Annotated in this window: 13 protein-coding genes; 3 read left to right on the forward strand and 10 right to left on the reverse strand. The window is 71.6% G+C overall.

Going from position 1 to position 26,261, the window contains the following annotated elements; translation table 11 throughout:
- Positions 1-7: 7 nt before the first annotated feature.
- Positions 8-3,151, reverse strand: coding sequence for a BTAD domain-containing putative transcriptional regulator (locus GA0074696_RS19465; protein WP_088964680.1), 3,144 nt, complete (start codon positions 3,149-3,151; stop codon positions 8-10).
- Between the two features lie 191 nt (positions 3,152-3,342).
- Positions 3,343-6,720: a GH92 family glycosyl hydrolase gene (locus GA0074696_RS19470; protein WP_088962418.1), complete on the reverse strand. Its 3,378-nt coding sequence runs from the start codon at positions 6,718-6,720 to the stop codon at positions 3,343-3,345.
- A gap of 525 nt (positions 6,721-7,245) precedes the next feature.
- Between GA0074696_RS19470 and GA0074696_RS19475 the strand changes: the two genes are divergently transcribed.
- The gene (locus tag GA0074696_RS19475) at positions 7,246-11,451 is read left to right on the forward strand and encodes a DUF5005 domain-containing protein (RefSeq protein ID WP_172894339.1); all 4,206 of its coding nucleotides are present in this window, start codon (positions 7,246-7,248) and stop codon (positions 11,449-11,451) included.
- 277 nt (positions 11,452-11,728) lie between these two features.
- On the opposite strand, the gene treZ is transcribed toward GA0074696_RS19475, so the two are convergent.
- The 3 genes from treZ to glgX are packed head-to-tail and all read right to left on the reverse strand — an operon-like array spanning position 11,729 to position 17,915.
- The gene (gene treZ, locus GA0074696_RS19480; RefSeq protein ID WP_088962420.1) at positions 11,729-13,462 is read right to left on the reverse strand and encodes a malto-oligosyltrehalose trehalohydrolase; all 1,734 of its coding nucleotides are present in this window, start codon (positions 13,460-13,462) and stop codon (positions 11,729-11,731) included.
- Positions 13,459-15,795, reverse strand: a complete 2,337-nt coding sequence (gene treY, locus GA0074696_RS19485; protein WP_088962421.1) for a malto-oligosyltrehalose synthase — start codon at positions 15,793-15,795, stop codon at positions 13,459-13,461. The genes treZ and treY overlap by 4 nt, the downstream gene beginning before the upstream one ends.
- A gap of 2 nt (positions 15,796-15,797) precedes the next feature.
- Positions 15,798-17,915 (reverse strand): glycogen debranching protein GlgX, encoded by a 2,118-nt coding sequence (glgX, locus tag GA0074696_RS19490; RefSeq protein WP_088962422.1) that lies wholly within the window; start codon positions 17,913-17,915, stop codon positions 15,798-15,800.
- A 319-nt stretch (positions 17,916-18,234) separates the two neighbouring features.
- Between glgX and GA0074696_RS19495 the strand changes: the two genes are divergently transcribed.
- Entirely contained in the window at positions 18,235-19,641 is a 1,407-nt protein-coding gene (locus GA0074696_RS19495) for a glycosyltransferase family 4 protein (RefSeq protein ID WP_088962423.1), read from the forward strand.
- A 113-nt stretch (positions 19,642-19,754) separates the two neighbouring features.
- Here the strand turns inward: GA0074696_RS19495 and GA0074696_RS19500 are convergent, their stop codons facing one another.
- The 4 genes from GA0074696_RS19500 to GA0074696_RS31200 all read right to left on the reverse strand — a co-directional run bounded on the left by GA0074696_RS19500 (position 19,755) and on the right by GA0074696_RS31200 (position 24,854).
- Positions 19,755-21,038: a citrate synthase gene (locus tag GA0074696_RS19500; RefSeq protein WP_088962424.1), complete on the reverse strand. Its 1,284-nt coding sequence runs from the start codon at positions 21,036-21,038 to the stop codon at positions 19,755-19,757.
- A gap of 187 nt (positions 21,039-21,225) precedes the next feature.
- Positions 21,226-23,283, reverse strand: a complete 2,058-nt coding sequence (locus GA0074696_RS19505; protein WP_088962425.1) for a sulfatase-like hydrolase/transferase — start codon at positions 23,281-23,283, stop codon at positions 21,226-21,228.
- Positions 23,276-24,688 (reverse strand): class I SAM-dependent methyltransferase, encoded by a 1,413-nt coding sequence (locus GA0074696_RS19510; RefSeq protein WP_088962426.1) that lies wholly within the window; start codon positions 24,686-24,688, stop codon positions 23,276-23,278. Before GA0074696_RS19510 ends, GA0074696_RS19505 begins: the two co-directional genes overlap by 8 nt.
- Before the next feature lie 16 nt (positions 24,689-24,704).
- Positions 24,705-24,854 carry a hypothetical protein gene (locus tag GA0074696_RS31200; protein WP_170285311.1) on the reverse strand — a complete coding sequence of 50 codons (150 nt, stop codon included), beginning with the start codon at positions 24,852-24,854 and terminating at the stop codon, positions 24,705-24,707.
- Between the two features lie 197 nt (positions 24,855-25,051).
- On the opposite strand from GA0074696_RS31200, the gene GA0074696_RS19515 reads away from it, so the two are divergent.
- Positions 25,052-25,447, forward strand: coding sequence for a VOC family protein (locus GA0074696_RS19515; protein WP_088962427.1), 396 nt, complete (start codon positions 25,052-25,054; stop codon positions 25,445-25,447).
- A gap of 128 nt (positions 25,448-25,575) precedes the next feature.
- On the opposite strand, the gene GA0074696_RS19520 is transcribed toward GA0074696_RS19515, so the two are convergent.
- Positions 25,576-26,256: a helix-turn-helix domain-containing protein gene (locus tag GA0074696_RS19520; protein ID WP_088962428.1), complete on the reverse strand. Its 681-nt coding sequence runs from the start codon at positions 26,254-26,256 to the stop codon at positions 25,576-25,578.
- Positions 26,257-26,261 lie beyond the last annotated feature (5 nt).

Raw genomic sequence — 26,261 nt, forward strand, 5'->3', positions numbered from 1 at the left:
GCCACGTTCAGGAGGCGAGCGTGACCGTGACCAACTGAGACCAGCTCGTCTGCGTGCCTTCCCGAGCCGCCTCGGCGAACCGTGTGTCGCCGAGGCGGCTCCGCGCGGCCTGCTCGATCCGGGCCACATCCGGGTGGGAACGATGCGGCAGTCCGCGCACGCCGGTGCTCGCCGCGAGCAGCCGCGTGGCCTGCTCGTACTCTTCGCTACGCAGTGCCAGGTCCGCGACCCCGACGAGGACCTGCGCGATCAAGGGTGCGTGCCCCGCCTCGGAGGCCGCCCGGCAGGCCGCCGCGTGGTGCGTACGGGCCTCGCTGAGATCGTCGGCAAGGTAGCCGAGCAGGTCGTGGGTCACCGCGCGAACGTTTGCCTGCTCCGCGTCGTTGCCCAGCATGGTTGTCGCGACACCGAGTTGCTGGTACGCCTCCTCGGCGTTGCCGCGCCAGCGGGCGAGTTCCGCCTTCAGCAGGGCCAGCTCGGCCAGGGCATCCGGCCAGGTGACCCGTTCCGCGCACTGTTGCGCCTCGGCTATCGCAGCCGCGCTGGCGTCCTCATCGCCCAGCAGCCAGTACAGCTGCGCCTGTCGCGACCGCAGGCGGATGACGTCCTCGATGGCACCGACCTCGGTGACGACCGCGATCGCCTGTTCGTAGTGCGCGCACGCACCGGCGAACTCGCCGCGCGTGGCGATGCGCTCCGCCAGCTCGCTCAGGGCGATCGAGATCCCATACCTTTCGCCGAGTGCCCGAAACTCGGCGAGCGCCATCTCGAGATACCCATCCGCATCCCGCCCGCCCTGGCCGAGCATGATCCGCATCTTGCCGAGGTGGAACCGGGCAAGTGCGCGTACCCAGGGGTCCTCGTCGTCCAGCAATGGTTCCCATGCGGACAGGAACGCGTCCGGCGCCTGCAACATGCGTTCCAGCGGGACGACCAACCCCAGCAGCGGGTTGCGGGACCGACTGCGCTGGCTGAACCGGTATGCCTTGTGGATCCACTCCGCGGCGTGGTGTTCGTCGCCCCGCCCGGAGCTCGCGAACAGCACAACGAGCGCATACACGGTGGCCCGGATCTCATCGGTCACCTCGCCGGGAGTCTTGGTGGCCGCGATGATCAGCTCGAAGCCTTCGGCCTTGTGCCCGCCGAGCCACCAGTACCAGCCGGCGCCCGCCGCGAGCCGCATCGCCGCGTGCGCCTCGCCGGCCGCGAGCGCACCACGCATCGCCGAACCGATGTTGTCGTGCTCGGCCTCGAGCGTGGCGAGCCATTCCAGCTGCTCGGCGCGGCGCAGATGCGGCTCCGCGGTCTCGGCGAGTTGGGTGAAGTGGGCGAGATGCGCATGGCGCGCCAGGTCCGATTCCCCCGCCTCGGCGAGACGCTGCTGGGCGTACTCCTTGATCGTGCCGAGCATCCGGTAGCGCGGTGCGCCCTCGCCCTCGGTGAGCAGCAGCGATTTCTCGGCCAGCGCGGTGAGCAGCTCGAGCACCTGGTCCTGTTCGACCGCGTCGCCGGCGCAGACCCGCTCGGCCGCTTCCAGGCTCGCCCCACCCGAGAACACCGAGAGCCGGCGCAGGACCCTCCGTTCGGCGTCGGTGAGCAACTCCCAGCTCCAGTCGACCACCGCGCGCAGCGTCCGGTGCCGTGGCAACGCGGTACGGCTACCGCCGGTCAGCAGGCGGAACCGGTCGTCGAGCCGGTGGGCGAGCTGGTCGATGGACATGGTGCGCAACCTGGCCGCGGCCAGTTCGATCGCCAGCGGCATCCCGTCCAGCGCCCGGCAGACGCGCAGCATCGTCGACAACGTGTGGGCGTCGACCACCAGATCCCTGCGCACCGCGCCCGCCCGGTCCCGCAGCAACCGGACGGCCGGCGCGGACCCGATCTCGCCGGGGCCGGCGTCCCCCTCCGGCAGGGCCAGTGGCTCGACCAGCCACAGCGCCTCACCGGTGATGCCGAGCGGTTCCCGGCTCGTCGCCATGATCCGCAGCCGCCGGCACTCCCCGAGCACCCGATGGGCGAACGTCGCCGCCGACCCGATCACGTGCTCGCAGTTGTCCAGAATCAGCAGCGCCTCGCGCTCGCGGATCGCGGCGATGAGCCGGTCCGTCGGCTCCACGTTCGGTGCCTCGCCGAGCAGCGCATCCCGCAGGCCGAGCCCGGCGAGCGTCGACTGCGCCACGTCACCGTCGGCGCCGATGGCGGCGAGCTCCACCAACCAGACCCCGTCCGGCAGGTCGCCGAGCAGCGTGCGCGCGGTTTCCGTGGCCAGCCTGGTCTTCCCCGATCCGCCCGGCCCGATCAGGGTGGTGAGCCGATGGTCGGCGACGAGTTCGCGGACCGCGGCGACATCAGCGTCCCTGCCGACGAAGCTGGTCAGCTCGGCACGCAGGTTGGTCTTCCGGCTCTCCTCCCGCCGTCCCAACTCGCCCCGCAGCAGCGCGACGTGCAACGCGGACAGCTCCGGTGCGGGGTCGACGCCCAGCGCGTCGGCCAGGACTTCTCGTGTGCGCTGGTACACGAGCAGCGCCTCGCTGCCGCGACCGGCCGCCACGAGGGCACGCATCAGCGCGGCGACGAGCCGTTCCCGCACCGGATGCGCGGCCACCAGGTCGGTCAGTTCGGTGACCAGCTCCGCACCGTGGCCGAGGTCGACCTCCGCGTCGAACCGATCCTCCAAGGCCCTCAGGCGCAGCCCCTCGAGCCGGGTGACCGCCGCGTCGAACGCGGCACTGCCCTGCAGACCGACGTCCTGCATGGCCGCACCGCGCCACAGGGCGAGGGCCTCGCGCAGCAGTCGTACCCGCCGTGGGTGGTCGTCATCGCGGACGTGGCCGGCGGCGACGAGGCGTTCGAACCGCACGGCGTCGACGGCGTCGGGTTCCACCGTCAACCGGTAGCCGTCCGGCTGCCCCTCGACCGACCCATCCGGCAGCGCCTTACGCAGCCGGGACACCAGGCGGTGCAGGGCGTTCGTCGCGTCGGCGGGCGGATGTTCACCCCAGATCCAGTCGACCAGCGTCGCCTTCGGCACCACCCGACCAGGTTCCAGCGCGAGAGCGATCAACAGCCCGCGCAGCCGCGCGCCCGGCACGTCGGCGAAGGCCCCGTCGTCCGTGCGAACCTCGAACGACCCGAGCATCCCGATCTGCACGCAGCAGATCTTGCCACGGGCGATGAGCGGGCATCCCATCGCTGACGCCTACACCCCAGCCAGGCATCGCTGTTTGCAGTCCGTGCGGCTGGACCGGGCGGTGGAGCGGCACAACATGCAGCTGTTCACCCTAGTCGGCGCCGCCTTGGATCACGCCGCCGGGAGTGATGTCTCCACCGGGTGAAGGCCTCTCATCCGGTGCCGATTGCGAAGACGTGCTGCTGCCCCAGGGTGTTGCTGGGCAGCGTCACCGATTTCACCGTCTTGCCGGCCATGAGGGGGAAGGTGCTGGCGAAGACGTACGTCGTGATCGACTGCCGGCCGTGTCGGGCGCTGTTGCGGTAGGGGATCTGGGCGGCGACCGTGTTGCCGTGACCGACAGAGCCGCTGCCTCCGACAAGGGTCCAGTCGCTGAAGCCGAGCGTGACTTGTTGTGTGGTGCCGTCGGTGTAGTTGATTTCGGCGAGGCCAGCTGCTCCGTCCATCCACCCGGTGGAGGCCCCAAGGAGTCCGATCTTGGTTGCCCCGGCCACTGGCGTCACGTTGATCTGTTGGCCGTCCGCGCGGTAGTTGTCGCGGTCGCCGGCAGCGAGGTTCGGCCAGGTGTAGGTCACGCCGTTGTGGGTGACGGTGGAGCCGGCGCGCAGCCCGGCGGCTGCGAGGGCCTGACGGGAGTAGCTGTAGCTGGCGCCGTCGACATCGGCGCCGCCGGGGTAGGCGTCGTCACTGATGCCCGCGTTGTCACGGTGGCCCCCGAAGCCGATGTCGAACACGTGTAGCCGGCCCCCCGAGACACTCGTCGGCAGGGTCATCCCGACCACGGCCTTTGCCGGATCGACGGTGAAGGACGCCGAGTAGAGATACGTGGTGATGTTTTCCTTGCCGCCGGCGAGGGCCTGGTTGCGGTATGGCATCGTCGCGACGACGGTGTTGTCGGGCCGGATGCTGCCTTGGCCGCCGGCCAGGGTCCAGTCGCTGAAGGCGAGGGTTACCTGTTGGGTCGATCCGTCGGCGAAGTGAATCGTTGCGGTGCCGGCGGCGCCGTCGACGTGGCCCTCGGCGCTGCCGAGCACCCCGATCGTGGTGGCCCCGGGCGGGCTGTGCACGGTCAGGCGTTGGCCTTGGGCGATCACGTTGTCCGACTGGCCGGGTCGAGCGTTGGGCCAGGTGTAGGTGATGCCGTTTGCGGTCAGCCGGCTTCCCGGAACGATGCCGGCGGCGGCGAGCGCCTCAGCCGAATAGCTTGACGTCCACTGGTCGTAGTTGCTCTGGCCAAGCGAGCTGTCGGTGCTGCTGCCGGCGTTGTCCGCCGCGGCCACGGCGTTCGTGCCGTAGGAGGGCGGAGCCCCATCTGCTCCTGCCGCCCAGGCCATGTTCGGCGTGGTGGCCAGGACCAGGTCGATCGTCCCCCCTGCGGTCAAAGCCGTCGGCGGCAGGTAGGCCTTGTCCCAGCTTGAGCCGTTGTACTGCATCGATTGGATGAACGGCACCGACGCCTGCGCGGCGGGCGCGTTGATCGTGAGGGTCGCGCCGTTGGGCAGCGTCACAACGGTCTGCGGAAACAGCGGGCTGCCCAGGACGAGGTCAGCGGTGCCCGGCACTGCCGGGTACATACCCAGTGCCGCCCAGACGTACCACGATGACATCGAACCGAGATCGTCGTTGCCGGGTAGGCCGTCGGGGGTGTTGCGGAAGAGCTCGGTCTGCACCCGACGTACCACCTGCTGCGTCTTGTGGGGCTGGCCGGTGTACGCGTACAGCCACGGAGCGCCGAAGCTCGCCTCGTTGCCCATCCAGGCCTCGGAGCCGAGGGCGTCATTCAGGGTGACGAAGTGAGTGTCGAGGTACTGGTTCATCGCCGCGTCACCGCCCTTGGCGGCGGCGAGGCCGTGCACATTGAACGGAACCATGAGGGTGTACCGCCAGGAGTTGCCCTCGGCCCAGTCGTCGTAGGAGTTGTCGGTGGGGTCGAACCCGGGACGCCACTCACCCGACTGTCGGCGAGGCTGGATGAACCCGCTCGCGGGGTTCAGAAGGTGTTGCCAGCCTTGCGCCCGTGACGCGAACCGGGCGTGTGTCGCGGTGTCACCGAGCTGACGCGCGAACGAGGCGAGTGCGAAGTCAGCGCTGTGGTACTCCAGCGATGTGGCGGTAGTCCCGTTGTGGTTGCAGCAGCCGTATCCGCCGTCGTCGGGCAGGTAGCCGAGGTTGTCGAGATAGACGGTGCCCGGACGAGCGTTGCCGGGCCGCGCGGACTGCGCGACCATCGCAGCGAGTGCTTTGCCGGTGTCGAAGTCGCGTGCCCCGAAGGCGAACGCCGAGGCGATGGTCGGAACCGCGGGGTCGCCCACCATCATGTACGACTCGTCGTTGGCGACCGACCACTTCGGCAGCCGTCCACTCTGCTCGTAGTCGTTGAGCATTGATCGGACCAGGTCGCTGGCACGGTCGGGCGCGAGCATCGTCATGAGCTGAATCTGGGACCGGTAGACGTCCCACCCCGAGAAGTTGGCGTACTGGTCGTCCTGCCCGGTCGGCAGGGTGCGGACCTGCCCGTCGAAGCCCCGGTACTGCCGGTTCGCGTCGCTGAACACGTTGGGGTGCAGTAGCGAGTGGTACATCGCGGTGTAGAAAATCTTCTGCTCGTCGGCGGTGCCGCCACCGATCTTCACCCGGCCCAGCAGCTGGTTCCAGGCGGTCCGCGCCGCCGTGCGGACCGTGGCGACGTCCCAGCTGGTCAGGGTGTCGCGGTTTGCCCGTGCGTTGGCGACACTGATGAAGGAGATGCCGACCTTCGCCTGCACGACGGAGCCGGTCGGGAACGTCAGGGCGATGCCGCCGTCGCCGGTGACGAAGGGTCGGGGCGCCCACTTCTGACTGCTCGTGAACGCGCGGTCGAAGCTGACGGCGAAGTACATCGTGTAGTCGTTGTCCTTGGTACAGAACCTCCCGTCGGTCACTGAACCGGTGATCTCCGTCGAGCTCACGACCGTCGCGGTCGCGTTCGACGCGCCGGCACCCGCACTCGCCTTCACCAACAAGGAGGCTGCCGGGCCGGATGGGAAGGTGAATCGGCCCAGTGCCGATCGGACGGACGTGGTCAGCTCGGCGCGCACGCTGTTGGCCAGGTTCACCGAGTAGTAGCCCACCGATGCTGACTCGCCAGTGTGCGAGAAGCCGACCGTGGCGTTGTCCTTGTCGCTCGGAAGCGAACCGGTGACGGGCAGGAACGGAAGGTTGCCGTAGGCGAAACACCCTGCCCCGCTCATCCTGTTCACGCCGAAGCCAGAGATGGCGGTTGCGGCGTGGTCGTAGCCGCCACCAGGCACTCTCGGCGCCGTGTCCGGCGCCCACTGCAGCATCCCGAATGGCATGCTCGGCCCCGGCGACGTATTGCCCGCGTTGCCCTCCTGCCCCGGCGCGGCCCGGGTCCCGACCATCGGATTGACCAGCGCCGCCGGATCCGACACCAGGGAAGCCGCGGCGTGAGCTGGCCGAAGAGGCGCGGGCAGGACGATCGCGGCAGCAACCAGGGCTGCCGCGAGCACACCTGCGCGGAGCTGTCTCATAGCGCGTACCTCCTCGTCCACGGCTTCCCCGGCGAGCCGCGATCGAGCAGACGGTACCCCCAAGATCCCTACCGCGCTGACCCGTTGTCGCCGCCGAATCCGCACCCCCAGGCACAAGGGGACGTCCGTCCCGTGCAGGCCATGGTCGCGGCCGTCGACCACGAAGCGGCGTGCCCCCGACGCAGCTCGCCCGAGGACGAAAAGCCGTTGGCTTTCGGGGCAGCCGAGTGAGGCCGCCGCTGATAATGTCCCGCCCCACCGGTGATCATCGATCCGTAGTTCATCCCCCCATTCCTCTGCTCTCTTTCGAGAGGTCGCTTGATGCGCGCATCTTCCAGACCGGCCAGGTCGCTGCGGCGGCTCGCCGGCGGGCTGTCCGTGGCTCTCGCACTCACCCTCGCTCTTGCCCCCACGCCCGCGGCCGCGGTACCGGCCGGTGGAATGTCGGCGACGGCGCTCAACACGATGTTCCAGACGTACGGCGATCAGGGCGGCCACTGGACGGGAGGTGACAACACTGCCTCCGTGGCCCTACCCGACGGGCGGGTCGCGTGGCTCTTCTCGGACACGTACCTGGGCACGGTCAACGCGGACGGCACCCGTCCGGCCGGCACGCCGATGGTGAACAACACCCTCGTCGTGCAGGAGAACACGAGCCTGGTGTCCACCCGCCACGGTGGCTCTGCATCGGCACCGTCCGCCCTGGTCATTCCGACCCAGACCGACCAGTACTTCTGGGCGGCGGACGGCATCGTCGAGGGCGGTGCCCTCAAGGTGCTCTACAACCGCATGCAGCGCGGTGGGAGCGAGGACAACCTCGACTTCATCCTCAAGGGAACCTCACTGGTGACCTTCGCCCTGCCGGGACTCACAGTCTCATCCGTCGTGGACCTGCCCGTCGGTGACTCGATCGGCTGGGGCTCGGCGATCCTGGAGGACGGCGGATACACCTACATCTACGGCACGTCGTCCGGTGATGGCGGCATGCGCTTCGGACACGTCGCCCGCGCACCCGAAGGAGGCTTCGGTGGCGCGTGGCAGTACTGGACGGGCACCGCCTGGTCGACCACGGAATCCTCGGCCGCGCGGCTGCTCAGCGGCGTCGGCACGGCCTATGGCGTCTTCCGGTCGGGGGACAAGTACGTCCTGCTCACCCAGGACAACAACCTGGTCTTCAACCCGCAGTTCGTGACCTACACCGCCGACTCACCGACTGGTCCGTTCACCGGGCCGACGCCCCTGTTCGACGCGCCCGAGGCCGAACCGGGCACTCCGAAGATCGTCTACGACGCCCGTGTCCATCCCGAGCTCGCCACCAGCGGCAAGCTGCTGTTCTCGTACAACGTCAACAGCCTCAACAACGCCGACAACCTCAGCGACGCCCGGCTGTACCGTCCCCGGTTCATCGAGCTCGCCTGGCCTCGGCCGGTCCCCGACCCGGCGACGCTCCCCGGAGTTCCGCAGGCGGTCACCGCGACCCCGGACGACAAGGGCGACGTCACACTCACGTGGCAGGCGGTCGCCGGCGCCACCGGCTACCGGTTGCACCGGCGGGACGTGACCGCCGGCCAAACGCACTTCAGCCGGGAGAGCGCGGTCGCCACCGGGACGTCCGCGAAGATCGGCTTCCTGTACTCCGGGCACACCTACGAATTCCGGGTCAGCGCCGTCAACACGGCAGGCGAGGGCACGCCGTCGACCACGGTGACCGCGGTGCCCCGGATCGCGCCGCCGCCGGCCCCGGCATCCGTTACGGCGGTCGCCGACGATGCCGGCAGCATCACCGTCTCGTGGGATCAGGTGCCTGACGCCTGGGGCTACGACCTGCTCGAGCGTGATCTCACCGCGGGTGACAGTGAGTTCAACCTCGCCCTCCGACCCGGCGGCACCGACACCCAGGTCCGGCGGGAGAACCTCGAACACGGTCACCTGTACGAGTTCGCCCTGGTCACCAGGAACGGTGGTGGCGAGTCACCCCGGTCGGCGACCGCCACGGCGACCGCGCGGTACGCGCTCCCGCCCGCGCCGACCGGTCTGACCGCCACTCCCCGCAGCGACGGCAGCGTTGCCCTCGCGTGGACGGCGCCGGCCCCTCAGCTGTGGTACATGATCTACCAGCGGGACGTGACGGCCGGCGAGGCGGACTTCACGCAGTTGCCCCTCCCCGTCGACGGCACCGCGATGACCGCCAACTTCCTGGACCACGGGCACACCTACGAGTGGAAGGTCAGCGCCACCAACCGGGGAGGCGAGGGGCCGGCCAGCGGCGTGGTTCAGGCCACGTCGACGATGGCGCCGCCGGCTGCCCCGACGAACCTCCGGGCAACCGCGGGAGATGGGAAGGCCACCCTCGTCTGGGACGCGCCGAGCGACAACGTCTTCTACCACGTCTACCAACGCAACGTCACGACCGGGGAGTCGGAGTTCACCGAACTTCCCCTACCGATCACCGAGTGCTGCACCATGACGCCGGAGTTCCTCACCAACAACGAGACCTACGAGTTCAAGGTGGCCGCGAGCAACCAGGGTGGCGAGGGCCCGGCGTCCGCCGCCATCCAGGTCACCCCGCGGGCGCCGACGCCGGCCAAGGTGACCGGCCTGACGGCGACGCCACAGTCCAACGGCTCGATCCGGCTGCAGTGGACCGGGCCGACGGGCAACTACTGGTATGACGTCTACCGGCGGGACGTCACCGCCGGCGGTAGCTTCACCAAACTTCCGCTGCCGGTGACGACCTGCTGCACCATGACGGACTCGTTCCTGGTGCACGGCCACATGTACGCCTACAAGGTCGTTGCCAACAACGGCACCGACGGCCCGGCGAGCGACATCGTCCAGGCGACCAGCAACTACTCGCCGCCGCCGGCCCCGCAGAACCTGCGCGCGCGGGCGGCTGGTGACGGCAGCGTGGATCTGGACTGGGATCCGGTCGGTCCCAACATCGACTATTGGATCTACCAGCGCGACGTGACCGCGGGCCAGACGTCCTTTCAGAAGCTGCCGTTCTCGCTGACCGACAGCGCGTTCAGCGCCGGCCTCCTGGCCAACGGCCACCAATACGAGTTCAAGGTGAGCGCGGCCAACCAGGGCGGGGAAGGAGCCGCGTCGGCCGCCGTACGCGTCACCGCCCTGGGTGGGCTTCCCGCTCCACCCACCAACCTGAGCGCGGACGTGGGCAACGCCACGGTGCGCCTGACCTGGACGGCGAGCACTACCTCCGGCGTCTCGTACGACGTCTACCAGCGGGACGTGACGGCCGGGCAGTCCTGGCAGAAGCTGCCGTACCCGGTGACGACCTGCTGCGCGTTCAACGGCTCGCTGCTGACCAACGGGCACATCTACGAGTGGAAGGTGGTCGCCACCAACGTCCACGGTTCCAGCGCCGCCTCGAACGTGGTCAGTGGCCGCCCGATGCCGCCACTGCCGGGCAGCCCCTCGAACCTGGCCCGGACGGTGGGTGACGGAACGGTCCGGCTGACCTGGACGGCCAGCCCGAGCCCGAACGTCTCGTACGACATCTACCAGCGGGACGTGACGGCCGGGCAGTCCTGGCGCAAGCTGCCGTACGGGGTGGGCTGCTGCACGTTCAACGGGGGCTTGCTGACCAACGGGCACACGTACGAGTGGAAGGTCGCGGCGACCAACATGACGGGGTCGAGCGGATTCTCGAACACCGTCAGCGGGCGTCCCATGCCGCCCCTGCCATCGGCCCCCTCAAGTCTCACCGCCACCCCGAAGAGCAACGGCGTCACCCTGAAGTGGGCGGCCAGCACGCCGTCGAACGTCTCCTACTGGATCTACCAGCGGGACGTGACGACGGGGCAGTCCTGGCAGAAGTTGCCACTTGGCGTGAGCTGCTGCACCTTCAACGGCGGCCTGCTGATCAACGGGCACACGTACGAGTGGAAGGTCCTGGCGTCGAACATCACGGGTTCGAGCGGGTTCTCGAACACGGTGAGCGCCCGCCCGATGCCCCCGTTGCCGAAGGCACCTGGCGGGCTGTTGGCCTGGGGTGGCGTCAACCGGGTCACGTTCACCTGGGGGGACGGCGGGAACTCGAGGCTCGACACATTTTTCCAGGTCTATTACCGCAACCTCAGCGATGGGCAGACCAGTTGGTCGAAGTACCGGAGCCCGATCGCCGAAACCACGGTGAACATTTACGATTTCCTGCGCGAGCTGAAAGCCTACGAGTTCAAGGTCTCGGCGGTGAACATTTCCGGTGAGGTGTCGTCGAGTTCCACGGTGGAGGCCATCCCCTATCGGGCGGTGCCGTACAACAGTGGCGTCCGGCGGCGAGGGAATCAGGATAACGGCAGCAACGATTGGGCCGGCCTGTTCGCTCTGGCCCACAGCACTTCATGCCAAGGGGACTGGTTCCAGACCATCTGCTTCGGTATGACGCCGATCATGTACGTCGGCCAGGTCAATCCGGTGACGGTGGGGGATTTCTTCTTCTACGCGAGAGGCGGCCCGGAGCGGCTGGAGGAGGAGTTGGTGTGCGAGGTCCGGCAGCGGTTGATCCTGCGGCAGAGGTACGGAGCGGCGATCGCGAACAGCAGGGGCCCGGACCTCCTCTGGCACGAGCAGATCCACTCGGTTCAGTGGTCGGGGTATGACTATTGGTGGACCTTCGTGTTGGATTACGCGAAAAATCACCAGAGTTTCGAGGAGAAGGCAAACCTCTACTGGGGTGGCTACGAGGTCTGGCCGGGCGCATCGAGGTGCTGACCCGGCGGCGGCCCTGACCGAGCCCGGCGAGCGCGCGGCCGACGTGACAGGCGATGTCACGTCGGCCGCGTGCGTCTCCGCGTCCGGGAGGCGGCGGTCAGCGGCGGTCGCGGCGGAAGCCGTCCGGCCCCCCCCCCCCCCCCCCCCCCCCCGGGGGGGGGGGGGGGGGGACCGCCCGCGAACGCGAGGCCGTCGCCCTCGATCCGTCATGCCTGAGCTAAAGCCAGACACGTCGTCGTCCCCACCGCGGTCCGCGTACGCTCCGAGGTCGCCGACTTCAGAGCGCCACGATCGCCGCCGTCTCCGCCGGCAGCTCGATCCCGTCCCGCATCACCGTGACCCCGGTACCGGTCGCCAGCAGCACGGTGCGCACCACCCCCGGCAGGTTGATCCGCTGCGCCTTCCCGGCGAGGTTCGCCACCACCAGGTGCTCGCCCCGGCGCATCAGCAGGAAGCGGTCGCCGTGGCGTACCTCGACCCGGTCCAGCCGGGGGTCGGACAGGTCGGGCCGGCTCTTGCGCAGCGCGATCAGCCGGCGGTGGAACTCGTACATCTCCCGGTGCTCGGGCTTGTCCAGCTCGGCCCAGTCGAGCCGGGAGCGCAGGAAGGTCTGCGGGTCCTGCGGGTCGGGCACGTCGCCCGGGGGCCAGCCGTGCGCGGCGAACTCGCGCCGGCGGCCGGTGGCCACGGCGGTGGCCAGCTCCGGCTCGGGGTGGCTGGTGAAGAACTGCCAGGGGGTGCTGGCCGCCCACTCCTCGCCCATGAACAGCATCGGGGTGAACGGCGCGGTCATCAGCAGCACCGCGCCGACCCGCAGCAGCGCCGGGGAGAGGCTGGCGGAGATCCGGTCGCCGGTGGCCCGGTTGCCGATCTGGTCGTGGTTCTGCAGGTACGCCACGAAGCGGTGCCCCGGGGTGCGCTGCCGGTCCACCGGCCGCCCGTGGCTGCGGTTGCGGAAGCTGGACCAGGTGCCGGCGTGGAAGAACGCGCCGGTCAGCACGTCGGTCAGGCACTCCAGCGAGCCGAAGTCGCCGTAGTAGCCCTGCCGCTCCCCGGTGAGCAGGGTGTGCAGGGCGTGGTGGGCGTCGTCGTTCCACTGGGCGTGCAGGCCGAAGCCGCCGGCCTCGCGTGGCGTGATCAACTTCGGGTCGTTGAGGTCGGACTCGGCGATCAGCGACAGCGGCCGGCCCAGGTGGGTCGAGAGCGCCTCCACCTCGGTGGCCACCTGCTCGAGGAAGTGGTTGGCGCGGGAGTCGGGCATGGCGTGCACGGCGTCCAGCCGCAGCCCGTCGACGTGGTAGTCACGCAGCCACATCAGCACGCTGTCGACGATGTAGCGGCGCACCCCGTCGGAGTGCGGGCCGTCCAGGTTGACGGTGCGACCCCAGGTGTTGCTCTGCTCGGTGAGGTACGGCGCGAACATCGGCGCGTAGGCCCCGGAGGGCCCGAAATGGTTGTAGACGACGTCGAGGATCACCCCCAGCCCCTTGGCGTGGGCGGCGTCGACCAGCCGTTTCAGCCCGTCCGGGCCGCCGTAGGGCTGGTGCGGGGCGTACCAGCAGACCCCGTCGTAGCCCCAGTTGTACTCGCCGTTGAAGGCGTTGACGGGCAGCAGCTCGATCATGTCGACGCCGAGGTCGACCAGGTGGTCCAGCCGGCCGATCGCCGCGTCGAAGGTGCCCTCGGGGGTGAAGGTGCCCACGTGCAGCTCGTACAGCACGGTGCCCGGTAGCTGCCGGCCGGTCCAGTCCTGGTCGGTCCAGCGGAAGGCGGTGTGGTCGTAGAGCCGGCTGGGCCCGTGCACGCCGTCGGGCTGCCAGGCCGAGCGGGGGTCGGGCAGGGCCCGCTCGTCGTCGTCGAGCAGGAACGCGTAGTCCGTGCCCGGCCCGGCGTCGGGGACCTCGAAGCGCCACCAGCCGTCGGGGCCGGCGCGCATGTCGTGGTCGGCCACGCCGGGCAGGCGCAGCCGGACCCGAGCGGCCTCGGGAGCCCACACCGTGAACTCGGTCATGCGGCAGCCTCCACGGAGTCGGTGGGAGCCAGCAGGGCGACGGGATAGGTGCTCAGCAGATCATCCAGGAGCAGCTCAGACCCACTGTAGACCCGACCGGTGAACACGTCCGTAACACTGTTTCCGGAAATCGAAAGGGTGGTCCCCCGCCAGCCGCCCGAGCGGGCCAGCCCCAACGGAAGACGGGTGACCACCGCGACCGCGCCGCCCCGGTCGAAGGCGACCGCGTGCGCACCCGTCGGCCCGTGCGCGACGACCGGCCGGTAGGTCGTGAACAGCTCCGGGTGGTCGCGGCGCAGCCGCAGGGTCCGGGAAACCACCAGCAGCTTCGCCGCGCCGTCGGCGGCGACCGCCGGCCGCAGGCCGCCGTCGAGCCGGGCCAGCAGGTCCCGGCGTACGGCGAAGTCGACCGGGCGGCGGTTGTCCGGGTCGACCAGGCTGTTCTCCCACAGCTCGGTGCCCTGGTAGGTGTCCGGCACGCCGGGCATGGCGAGCTGCACCAGCTTCTGCCCGAGGGAGTTGGACCAGCCGGCCGGGGTGATCTCGTCGGCGCAGGCGCTGATCTCGGCGCGCAGCTCCGGGTCGTCGTACATCCGGTCGACCAGGGCGTGCAGCTCGCGCTCGAAGGCGAGGTCGGGGTCGGCCCAGCTGGTGGAGACCGACGCCTCCCGGGCGGCCTTCTCCACGTACGCGTGCAGCCGCTCGCGCTCGACGGGCCAGGCGCCGACGGCGGTCTGCCAGAGCAGGTGGGCGAAGGCCGGGTCGGCCAGCGGGGCGCGGGACATCCAGTCCTGCACCCGCTCGGCCCAGCGGTCCGGCAGCTCGGACAGGACGGCGAGCCGGGCCCGGACGTCCTCGCCGCGCTTGGTGTCGTGGGTGGAGAGCGTGGTCATGCCGGCCGGCCAGCGGACCTGCCGGGCGGCGGCGGCGCGGTGGAACTCCGCCGGCGGCACGCCGAAGTGCGCCGGTGAGCCGCCGACCTCGTTGAGCGCGACGAACCGGCTCCACCGGTAGTAGGCGGTGTCCTCCACCCCCTTGGCCATCACCGCGCCGGACAGCTGCGGGAACCGCTTCGCCAGCTCGTGCTCCGGGTCGCGCAGGTGCGCGGTGACCGCGTCCAGGGTGGCGTTCAGGTCGCGTCGGCGGCGGCCCGCCTCCGCGCGGGCCACGGCCAGGTGCCGGGCGCCCGCGGGCGGGTAGCCGCGGTAGACCGAGAAGCAGGCGGCCAGCTCGGCGAGGGCTTCCCGGGTGGCCAGTGGGTCCAGTTCCGGGGTGAGGGCGGCCAGCCGGGTCAGCTCGGCGGCGAGCAGCCGGGTGGCGGCGGCCAGCTTGGTGTCGTGGGTCAGGTCCTGCCAGGAGGTGTGCCGGCCGTTCAACCGGGCGTCCAGGGCGGTGAAGTCGCCCTCGGCGCGCGGGTCGACGAAGAGCCCGCAGACCGCCGCGAGGGCGTCGTAGCCGGTGGTCCCGTCGACGGGCCAGTCGGGCAGCTCCTCGCCGTACTCCAGGATCTTCTCCACCACCAGCCACGCGTCTGGAGCGGCGGCGCGCAGCCGGGCCAGGTAGCCGGCGGGGTCGCGCAGGCCGTCCGGGTGGTCGACCCGGATGCCGTCCAGCTCCCCGGCCGCCGCCCACCGCAGCACCTCGGCGTGGGTGGCGTCGAAGACCGTCGGGTCCTCCACCCGCAGCCCGGCCAGGTCCGAGACGGCGAAGAACCGCCGGTACGTCAGCTCGCTGTCGCCACGCCGCCAGGAGACCAGCTCGTAGTGCTGCCGGTCGTGCACCTCGCGCGGACCGCCCGCGCCGGTGCCGTCGGCGATCGGGAAGCGGTGCTCGTGGTAGCGCAGTTCCCCGTCGACGACCTTGAGGTCGTCGAGGGCGTCGGGGCTGTCGGCGAGCACCGGCAGCAGCAGCCGGCCCCGGTCCCAGTCGATGTCGAACCAGTCGGCGTACGCCGAGGACCGGCCCCGGCGCAGCACGTCCCACCAGGCCGGATTGGCCGCCGGCTGGGCCACCCCGGCGTGGTTGGGCACGATGTCGACGACCAGGCCGAGCCCGGCCGCGCGCAGCGCCCGGACCAGCCGCCGCCGGCCGGCCTCACCGCCGAGTTCCGGGTTGACCGCCCGGTGGTCGACCACGTCGTAGCCGTGCGCGGAGCCGGGGGTGGCGGTCAGCAGGGGCGCGCTGTAGAGGTGGGTGACGCCGAGGTCGGCGAGGTAGCCGGCCAGGCCGGCGGTGGCGTCAAGGTCGAAGCCGGGCCGCACCTGGACGCGGTAGGTCGACCCCACCCGCGTCGCCGGTGCCGCCGTCGGGTCGGGTCGAGGGGTGTCGGGCATGGTCAGACCGTCCTCTCCAGGACCACCAGGGAGCGGTCCGGCACGCAGATCGCGCCGCCCGCCTCGACGATCGTGGTCTTCTCCGGTTCCGGTTCCGCGGTGCTGATCACCAGTTCCCACCGCTGCCCGAACTCCTCCCCCGGCAGCGTGAAGTCCAGCGGGGCGTCGTGGGCGTTGAAGCAGAGCAGGAAGGAGCTGTCCTGGTGGCGCTGGCCGTACTGGCCGCGCTCGGGGATGCCGTCGCCGTTGACGAAGAGCGCCACCGAGCGGCCGAAGTCGTTGCCCCAGTCCTCGCCGGTCATCTCCCGGCCGTCCGGGGTGTACCAGGCCAGGTCGGGCAGGCCCGAGCCGGCGGCGCGGCCGCCGACCGGCAGGCCGGTGAAGAACCGCCGGCGGCGGAACACCTGGTGCCGGCCCCGGAAGTCGGTGAGCCGCTGCACGAAGGCCAGCAGCTCGTCGTCGGCGTGCTCCCAGTCGAGCCAGGCGAGTTCGCTGTCCTGGCAGTAGGCGTTGTTGTTGCCGCGCTGGGTGCGGCCCAGCTCGTCGCCGTGGCCGATCATCGGCACGCCCTGGGAGAGGACCAGGGTGGCGAGGAAGTTGCGCCGCTGCCGGGCACGCAGGGCCAGCACCGCCGGGTCGTCGGTCTCCCCCTCGGCGCCGCAGTTCCAGGACCGGTTGTGGCTCTCGCCGTCGCGGTTCTCCTCGCCGTTGGCCTCGTTGTGCTTGTCGTTGTAGGAGACCAGGTCGTTGAGGGTGAACCCGTCGTGGCAGGTGACGAAGTTGATGCTGTGGAAGGGCCGGCGCCCGTCGTCCTGGTAGAGGTCGGCGGAGCCGGAGATGCGGGAGGCGAACTCGGCGAGGGTGGCCGGCTCACCGCGCCAGAAGTCCCGCACCGTGTCCCGGTACTTGCCGTTCCACTCGGTCCACTGCGGCGGGAAGTTGCCGACCTGGTAGCCGCCGGGGCCGACGTCCCACGGCTCGGCGATCAGCTTGACCTGGCTGACCACCGGGTCCTGCTGGACCACCTCGAAGAAGGTGGAGAGGCGGTCGACCTCGTAGAACTCGCGGGCCAGGGTGGCGGCGAGGTCGAAGCGGAAGCCGTCGACGTGCATCTCGGTCACCCAGTAGCGCAGCGAATCCATGATCAGCTGGAGCGAGTGCGGGCTGCGCACGTTGAGGCTGTTGCCGGTGCCGGTGTAGTCCACGAAGTACCGGCGGTCCTCTTCCGAGAGCCGGTAGTAGCTGGCGTTGTCGACGCCCTTGAAGCTCAGCGTCGGGCCGAGGTGGTTGCCCTCGGCGGTGTGGTTGTAGACCACGTCGAGGATGACCTCGATGCCGGCGGCGTGCAGCGCCTTGACCATGCCCCGGAACTCCTGGACCTGCTGGCCGAGCCGGCCGAGCGCGGAGTATCCGTGGTGCGGGGCGAAGAAGCCGATGGTGTTGTAGCCCCAGTAGTTGCGCAGCCCGAGGTCGACCAGGCGGTGGTCGTGCACGAACTCGTGCACCGGCATCAGCTCGACGGCGGTGATGCCGAGCCGCTTGAAGTAGTCGATCATGACGGGCGAGGCGATCGCCGCGTACGTGCCGCGCAGCTCGTCCGGGATGCCGGGGTGGCGCATGGTCAGCCCGCGCACGTGCGCCTCGTAGATCACCGAGTGGTGGTACGGGGTGCGCGGCGGCCGGTCGTTGCCCCAGTCGAAGTACGGGTTCACCACCACCGACTTGGGCATGAAGGGCGCCGAGTCGGTGGTCGACATCCGGTCCGGGTCGCCCAGTTCGTAGTCGTAGACCGCCGGGTCCCAGGAGACCTCCCCGTCGACCGCCTTGGCGTACGGGTCGAGCAGCAGCTTGTGCGGGTTGCAGCGCGCCCCGTCGGCCGGGTCGTACGGGCCGTGCACCCGGTAGCCGTACCGCTGGCCCGGCTCCACGCCGGGCAGGTACGCGTGCCAGACGTACGCGTCCACCTCGCGCAGCTCCACCCGCCGCTCGGCGCCGGTGTCCCACTCGTCGAAGAGGCAGAGCTCGACCTTCTCGGCGACCTCGGAGAAGATCGCGAAGTTGGTGCCCATCCCGTCGTAGGTCGCCCCGAGGGGGTAACGCTCGCCCGGCCAGACCTGCATGTCGCTCCTTCGGCCCATGATCATGAGCGCACCGGGCAGGCGGGCCACCGGGTGCGCACGCCGCTAATGCCCCACGTCGCCGCCGGCCAATCCACCCGTTCGGCGGGCACCCCATATCCACCCACCTGATGCCGAGACAGACCTTTGGGTGTCCTCCGTCACGATAGGCCTTTTCGAGATGCGCGGGACCTCGTCATGCCCTTTGCTTGATGCGGACGCGCCCGCGCGGGCGCCTTCGCTCGGCCCTCGGCCACCCCACCGCCTTCTTTCCGCCGCCACCGTTGCCGGCGCGACCCTTCGTGCATGGACGGAGATTGATGTGACCACCCCGCGGGTCGGCGAGCAGCCCGTGACCGCACCGGACCGGACCTGCCGGCCCTCCCCCACCTACCGCCCGCAGATCCCGACGCAGGGCGCCGGCGCCGGGGTGGCCCCGCACACCCGCCGCATCCTGATGCTCTCCTGGGAGTACCCGCCGGTGCTGGTCGGTGGCCTGGGCCGGCACGTGCACGCGCTGTCGGTGGCCCTGGCCGCCGCCGGGCACGAGGTCACCGTCGTCACCCGGCACGCCGAGGGCGCGCCGCTGGAGGAGTACGCCGACGGCGTGCGGATCGTCCGCGCCGCCGAGGACCCGGTGACCTTCCCGCTGGCCACCGGCTCCCTGCTGGCCTGGACGATGGCCTTCAACCACACCCTGACCCGGGCCGCGCTGCGCGCCACCGAGTCCGGCTCGTACGACGTCATCCACGCCCACGACTGGCTCGTCGCGCACACCGCGATGACCCTGCGCGAACACCTGGACGTCCCGCTGGTCAGCACCATCCACGCCACCGAGGCCGGCCGGCACCAGGGCTGGCTGCCGGAGGAGATGAACCGCACCATCCACGGCGTCGAGCACTGGCTGGCCAGCGAGTCCGGCCGGGTCATCGTCTGCTCGGGGTACATGCGCGACGAGGTCGGCGTGCTGTTCGGCGTGCCCACCGGCCGGGTGGACGTGGTGCCCAACGGCGTCGAGCCGCACCGCTGGCGGGTGCCGGTGGCCGCGGTCGCCTCGGCCCGGGCCCGGTTCGCCGGGGACGGCCCGCTGATCACCTTCGCCGGCCGGCTGGTCTACGAGAAGGGCGTGCAGCACCTGCTCGCCGGGCTGCCCCGGCTGCGCGAGCGGCACCCCGGGCTGCGCGCGGTGATCGTCGGCGACGGCCCGTACAAGGCCGCGCTGGAGGCCGAGGTGCACCGGCTCGGGCTGGGCGGCGCGGTGAGCATGCCGGGCTTCCTCGGCGGCACCGACCTGCCGGCCGTCATGGCCGCCTCGGACTGCTTCGCGGTGCCGAGCATCTACGAGCCGTTCGGCATGGTGGCCCTGGAGGGCGCCGCGGCCGGCGCGCCCCTCGCGGTCGCCCGTACCGGCGGGCTCGCCGAGATCGTGGAGCCGGGCGTCACCGGGATGACCTTCGCCCCGCAGGACCCGGACGGGCTCATCGAGGCCGTCGACGCCCTGCTGTCGGACCGCGAGCGGGCCCAACTGCTCGCCCGCCGGGCCCGCGCCATGGTCCAGGAGCAGTACGGCTGGTCGGCGATCGCGCACCGGACCGCGACCGCGTACGCCACCGCGATCGCCGGGGACGCGGCGTTCACCACCGAGCGCGCCGAGCTGCGGATGACGCTGGGTCGGGTGTCCGCGCCGACCCCGGAGGGGAACCTGCTGGTCGCCGCCGGCCTGCGCTGAGCCGTACCCGGACCGGGCCGTCGGCCCTCGTCGTGCCCCGGCCACGACGGAACCCGCGCACGGCGAAGGCCGCCGACCCGCAGGGGGTCGGCGGCCTTCGTGGTACGGGTGGTTCAGCGCTCGGCGATCGCGGTGTAGTCCCGCTCCGGGGAGCCGGTGTAGATCTGCCGCGGCCGGCCGATCTTGGTCTCCGGGTCGTTGATCATCTCGCGCCACTGGGCGATCCAGCCGGGCAGCCGGCCCAGCGCGAAGAGCACCGTGAACATCTTGGTCGGGAAGCCCATGGCCTTGTAGATCAGGCCGGTGTAGAAGTCCACGTTCGGGTAGAGCTTGCGGGTGACGAAGAAGTCGTCGGCGAGGGCGATCTCCTCCAACTGCATCGCGATGTCCAGCATCGGGTCCGGCTTGGCCATCCGGCCCAGCACGTCCTGAGCGGCCTTCTTCACGATGGCGGCGCGCGGGTCGTAGTTCTTGTAGACCCGGTGGCCGAAGCCCATCAGCTTCACGCCGTCCTGCTTGTCCTTGACCTTGCGGACGAAGGAGCGGACGTCACCGCCGTCGGCGTTGATCTTCTCCAGCATCTCCAGCACGGCCTGGTTGGCGCCGCCGTGCAGCGGGCCGAACAGGGCGTTGACGCCGGCCGAGACCGAGGCGAAGAGGTTGGCGTTGCTGGAGCCGACCAGCCGCACCGTGGAGGTCGAGCAGTTCTGCTCGTGGTCGGCGTGCAGCACGAAGAGCATGTCCAGCACGCGGGCCACCACCGGGTCGACCTCGTACGGCTCCGCCGGCACGCCGAAGGTCATCCGCAGGAAGTTCTCCACGTAGCCGAGCGAGTTGTCCGGGTACAGCAGCGGCTGGCCGATGGACTTCTTGTAGGCGTACGAGGCGATGGTGGGGACCTTCGCCATCAGCCGGATCGTGGACATCTCCACGTGCTCGGCGTCGAACGGGTCCAGGCTGTCCTGGTAGAAGGTCGAGATCGCGCTGACGGCCGAGGAGAGCACGGCCATCGGGTGCGCGTCGCGCGGGAAGCCGTCGAAGAACCGACGCATCTCCTCGTGCAGCAGCGAGTGCCGCCGGATCCGGTCGCTGAACTCGGTGAGCTGCTGCTGGGTGGGCAGCTCACCGTAGATCAGCAGGTAGGAGACCTCCAGGAAGGAGGACTTCTCGGCCAGCTGCTCGATCGGGTACCCGCGGTAGCGCAGGATGCCGGCGTCGCCGTCGATGTAGGTGATCGCGGACGAACAGGACGCGGTGTTGACGAAACCGGGATCGTAGGTGGTCATCCCGGTTTCCTTCAGCAGCTTGCCCACCCCGATGCCCGCGGGGCCTTCGACCGCGGCCTGCACCGGCATCGAAAGCTGCCCACCGGGGTGATCGAGCTTGACTTCCGTCATTGGTTCCTCGCTTCGCCGGCGAATCTTCGTTGAATTGCCTTCGCTTTTACCGTAATCACGGTCCCCGAGGTACCGCCCGCCGTGGTTCGGTGGTGAGGTATGCGTCACCCGATTCCCGGCCCGACGGCTGGGAAACCCTGGTGAGCGCGGGTGACCCCGACGATGACGGACGCCGGGGACGAAGGTTCTACGACAGGGTGAGCCGGCGCAGGTCGCCGTCGGCGCCGACCCGGTAGAGGTCGAGCCGGTTGGTGCCGGCGCGGTACAGGTGGTCGTCGGGGAGCAGGGCGGCGAAGCGGCGTCCCCCCTTGTCGCGGGGCACCACCGGCACGACCGCGCCGACGCGGCCGTTGACCGCCACCGCGAGCAGCGTGCCGTCGGGCACCTCCCGGGGCACGGTCCCCCAGACCAGCGCCGGCAGCTCGCCGGCGGCCGGGTCGACGTGGTCGAACGCCGCCCGGTTCGCCACGGTGGCCGTCCCGCCGGTCGGCCGGTCGCCGACCAGGGTGCCGAGCAGCGGGTGCGGCGCCGGGTCCGGCGGCCGGTTCGGCACCCCGCCGCGCAGGGTCAGCGGCTGGCCCGGCCGGTCGTAGAAGTGCTTCTCGGCGCTCTGCCGCGACCCCTGGCGCACGGAGCGCCCGTCGACCCGCCAGGGGATCCGGACGTGCGCCTCGTCGGCGATGGTGGGCAGCAGGTCGACGTGCTCCCAGTTGCGGTCGTCGACCCGGCCGGCCCGCTGCCCGGGGGTCCGGACGAACATCGGCACCCAGGCCACCTCGCCGGCCGCGTGGTCGATCGCGTCCAGCCCCCGCCCCTGCCAGTCGCGGGTGAAGCTCACCCCGTGGTCGGCGGTGAGCAGGATCAGCGCCTTGTCCCACAGGCCGGCGGCGCGCAGCGTGCGCAGGGTCTCGCCGACCAGCCGGTCGGTGTAGCGCAGCTGGGCCAGGTGCCGGGCCCGGGCCAGCTCGACCCAGCCGGCGCCGTCGTTGGGCAGGTCCTCGGGGGCGGCGTAGCGCGCCCCGGAGGGTAGGAACGTCCAGGGCGCGTGGGGCATCAGCAGGTGCAGGAAGTGCAGCGTGGGCCGGGACGACGGGCGCAGGTCGGCCAGGAAGCTGGTGAACCGGGCCGGCTGGTTGTCGTCCAGGCTGTCGAAGCGGAACCTCGGGTCGGCCGGGACCGGCTCGGCGGCGTCCACGCCGGCCTCGGCGCGGGTCCGCTCCCGGTACGACTCCTCCGGGTCGATCCGGCTGTCCACCGGCGCGGCGACCTGCCGCAGCAGCTTGCCGCTCTCCCGGACCAGCACGCCGAGCCCCTGCTCCGGGTTGATCGGCTGGTCGCAGCGGCTGGGCGGGCAGAGCCGGGTGATGCTCTCCTGCGCGCGGACGTCGTACAGGCCGCCGAGGGCGGTGAACAGGTTGTCCGGGTACTGCGAGTAGTGCGGGGCGAGCGGTTGCGCCGGGTAGCGACCGGTGAGCATCGCCGGCAGCGCGTACGGCGTCCAGCCGCTGACCCCGGTGGCGTTGCGGTACCAGGTCGACCCGGCGGCCAGCTCGGCGAAGTGCGGGTAGGTCGCGGCGTCGATTCTGCCGTCCGGGCCGAGCAGGGAGACCAGCGGCAGCTCGTCGAGGACGATCATGACCACCGGCGGGTGCTCCCCCGGCCCAGCCACCCCCGCCGCACCGCCGTGGGCCCGGGGCAGCACGACCGCCGAGGCGGGCGAGGCGAAGAGGAAGAGCGCGACGAAGACCGGCGGCCCGATGGCGGCGACCCGCAGCAGCCGCCCCAGCCCGCCCCACCGGCCGTACGCCGCCGCCCCGGCGCCGCCGAGCAGCACGGCCGCGAGCAGCAGCGGTACGCCCCGCAGCGGCGTGCCGTGCCGGCCCACCTGCACCGCGAGCGCGGCCAGCAGCAGCCCGACGACCGCGAGGTGCGCGCCCCGCCGGACCCGCCCGCCGGCCAGCCCGGTGGTCAGCCCGAGCAGGGCGACGGCGAGCGTGGGCAGCACCGCGATCAGCGCCACCAGCAGCAGCACGTCGCGCGGGGTGGCGCGGTGGAACAGGAAGAAGTCGGGGCTGCGCCCGAGCACGTCGAGCAGGGGCTGGGTGACCACCAGGCCGAGCAGGGCCACCACCTCCAGCAGCCGGCCCAGCTCGGCACGCCACCGGCCGACGGTGGCCGGGGTGGACGCGGGTGGCGGACCGGGGTCACGCCGGTCGGCCGGCGGCGCGAGGACCGGGTCAGCCACCCGCCACCGCCTGGTAGAGCGTGCGGGTGCCGCAGGGCAGTTCCCGCTGCCGCTCGATCCGGCAGCGCGCCGCCAGCAGCCGCTCGAACTCGTCACGCCGGTAGTCGGGGAAGAGCCCGTCCGGCTTGTTGGCCAGCAGCCGGCGGGCCATCGGGTCCTCGGGGTGGACGAACTCGACCACCAGCCGGCCGCCGGGCCGGGCGTACGCGACGAGCTGGTCGAGCACCTCGGGCAGCGGCACGTTGCGGCCGATGGCCAGGTGGTGCGCGACGGCCAGGGCGAGCACCACGTCGGCCCGGGCCCGGTCGCCGAAGCTGGCCCGCTCCACGCCCCGCCAGCCGCCGCCGGGCGAGGGGTCGGCCAGGTCCATCAAAAGCGGCAAGATCCGGTGTTCGCCCTCGGCGCGCAGCGCCCGGTAGAGGGCGTCCGCCACGGCCGGGTCCTGCTCGACGGCGACCACCTGCGCGGCGTGCCGGGCGGCGATCCGGGCGTACCGGCCGTCGTTGGCGCCGAGGTCGAGCACCAGCCCGGGCGGGGCGGCGGCCACCGCCGCCTCGACGAAGCGCTCCTTCTCCTCCCGGTCCCGCACCGTGTAGCCACAGGTGCGCTGGTAGTCGACCCAGTGGCTGCCCTCGTCACGCCGGTCCAGGCGGCGGATCAGCCGGTCGATGCCGCGTACGGTCGCCAGGGCCAGGTCGCGGGAGTAGCCGGCGGCCTTGAGCTGGGCCCGGACGTCGGTGGTGCTGGCGCGGGCGTTGCGGCCCTGCATCGCGCCGTGCAGGTGCACGTGGGTCGGCACGCCGGGCAGCAGCCGGCGGGCACCCCGGAACAGCCGGCGCATCTGGTCCGGCTCGATACCGTCGACGCGGGCCCGCAACCAGGGCTGGAAGTCCAGGCCCAGGTGGGCCTGGAGCAGCAGCGGGTAGAGCAGGGTCTGGCAGAACTGCCGGTAGCCGGCCCACGGCTCGCCCTCGGCGAGCGGCGCGAAGGAGCCCACGTCGATGAAGACCGGGCTGGCGCCGCGCCACTGCAGGTTGTAGGCCGAGCCGTCCTTGGTGGTGAAGCCGGCGGACAGCGCCCGGCGCAGGATCTCCAGGTGCAGCAGCGCCGCATCACGCAGCATCGCGAACGACCACTCGTACGGGTGGGAGACGAACGGGATCCGCTCGTGCCGCAGCACCGCCGTCCAGCCCGGTAACCGGGTCGCGTCGACCGGCTCGGTGCCGCAGATCTTGCCCTCGGCGAGCAGCTCGGCGAAGAAGGCGCTGCCGGAGAGCGCCCGCCAGTCCCGGGCGCCGTCGGGGCCGAGCCCGCGCAGCACCTCGTCGCCGGCGTGGAAGACCCGGTTGGCCGGGTCGCGGAAGGAGCCGGGCTCGACCCGGATCCCGGTGTCGGGGACCGTCATCGGGGGTGGACCCTGCTCAGCCGCGGTCGGTGGGCTGCCGGCGGAACCGGTCGACCAGCCGGCGCCAGTAGAGCTTGGCGGCGACGGCCGCGCCCGCGACCCCGCCGACCACCGCCTGCACGATCAGGCTGCCGGACCCCGCGTCCAGGTAGGCCAGGTGAATCACCGACCGCTCCCTTCCCTCGCCCTCGTGTGGGCCGGCGCTGCGGGCACGCCGAGATGCGGCTTTTCCACCCATAAGGCCGGACTTGTTCCTTGGTCACGGTACGCCGCCGGAGGCGGTCGTGCGGCCCACACCGACCACTGCGACGCCAGTCCGTTCCGTTCAAGACCTCGACCCCGCTGCCGGCCTAGCGTGTCGCCATGGCACTTCACCTGGATGTGGTCGGCGTGGTGGTCGCCGACATGGCCCGCAGTCTCGACTTCTACCGGCGGCTGGGACTGGCCGTCCCGCCCGAGGCCGACGCGGAGGACCACGTGGAGGTCACCCTCCCCGGGGGCCTGCGGCTGGCTTGGGACGCGGCGACGATGGTCCGCACCTTCCACCCGGGGTGGACGCCGCCGACCGGCAGCCCCCGGGTCAGCCTCGCCTTCCGCTGCGCCGACCCGGCCGAGGTGGACCGCTACTGGGCGGAGCTGACCGGCGCCGGCTTCCACGGCGAGCTGCCGCCCTGGGACGCCTTCTGGGGCCAGCGGTACGCGGTGCTGCACGACCCGGACGGCAACGGCGTCGACCTGTACGCCCCGCTGCCCGGCTGACCGTCCCGGCCGCCGAGCGACCGGTCCCGGCACCGAGCGAGGCGCGGTTCCTGCCGGGGACCAGTCCCCGAGCGACGGCGCTCGCCGCCACGTCAGCGCCGCGCACGGGCCGGACGACCGCCGGCGGGTCAGCTTCTCAGCAGGGTCGTCGGGGGGACGCCGGCCAGCTCCCGCACATCGCGGGTGAGGTGCGCCTGGTCGGCGTACCCGCCGCGCGCGGCCACCTCGGCCAGCCCGACGCCGGCGCGGGCCAACGCGAGGGCGCGGCGCATCCGCAGGATGCGGGCGAGGGTCTTCGGGCCGTACCCGAAGAGGGTCTGGCTGCGCCGGTGCAGAACGCGCGGGCCGAGGCCGACCTCGGCGGCGGCCGCGGTGACGGTGGCGCCGCCGGCGAGCAGGGCGGCCACCCGGACGCCGAGCGGGTCGGGACCGCCGGCGGCGGCCAGCCGGGCGGCGGCGACCGCCTCCAGCGCGGCCCCGGTCGGCCGGTCCCCCAGCCGCTCGGCGACCTCGGCCGCGGCGCGGCCCCAGAGCGCGTCGAGCGGCACCCGACGGTCCCGCAGCTCGTCGGCGGGGACGCCGAAGACCGCGGGACCGGTGCCCGGCGGCAGCCGCAGCCCCAGCCATCGCTCCCCCGGCGCCGCGACGCTCAGGTGGGCGGTGCGGTCCGGCCCGGCGACCAGCAGCCCGGACCGGCTGGACCAGAGCAGGTCGAGACAGCCGTCCGGCAGCACCCGGGTGGCCGCGCCCTCGCTGACGGCGGCCCACAGCACGGCGCCCCGCAGGGCCGCCCGACGTTCCCGGTACATCGCGC

It is taken from the genome of Micromonospora purpureochromogenes (assembly GCF_900091515.1).
Lineage (GTDB): Bacteria > Actinomycetota > Actinomycetes > Mycobacteriales > Micromonosporaceae > Micromonospora > Micromonospora purpureochromogenes.

Bases quoted from the DNA above. Each gene is read 5' to 3' on its own strand.
- glgX (WP_088962422.1), bottom strand. From the start codon at position 17,915: ATGCAGGTCTGGCCGGGCGAGCGTTACCCCCTCGGGGCGACCTACGAC.
- GA0074696_RS19520 (WP_088962428.1), bottom strand. From the start codon at position 26,256: ATGTACCGGGAACGTCGGGCGGCCCTGCGGGGCGCCGTGCTGTGGGCC.
- GA0074696_RS19510 (WP_088962426.1), bottom strand. From the start codon at position 24,688: ATGACGGTCCCCGACACCGGGATCCGGGTCGAGCCCGGCTCCTTCCGC.
- GA0074696_RS19515 (WP_088962427.1), top strand. From the start codon at position 25,052: ATGGCACTTCACCTGGATGTGGTCGGCGTGGTGGTCGCCGACATGGCC.
- treY (WP_088962421.1), bottom strand. From the start codon at position 15,795: ATGCCCGACACCCCTCGACCCGACCCGACGGCGGCACCGGCGACGCGG.
- GA0074696_RS19470 (WP_088962418.1), bottom strand. From the start codon at position 6,720: ATGAGACAGCTCCGCGCAGGTGTGCTCGCGGCAGCCCTGGTTGCTGCC.
- treZ (WP_088962420.1), bottom strand. From the start codon at position 13,462: ATGACCGAGTTCACGGTGTGGGCTCCCGAGGCCGCTCGGGTCCGGCTG.
- GA0074696_RS19500 (WP_088962424.1), bottom strand. From the start codon at position 21,038: ATGACGGAAGTCAAGCTCGATCACCCCGGTGGGCAGCTTTCGATGCCG.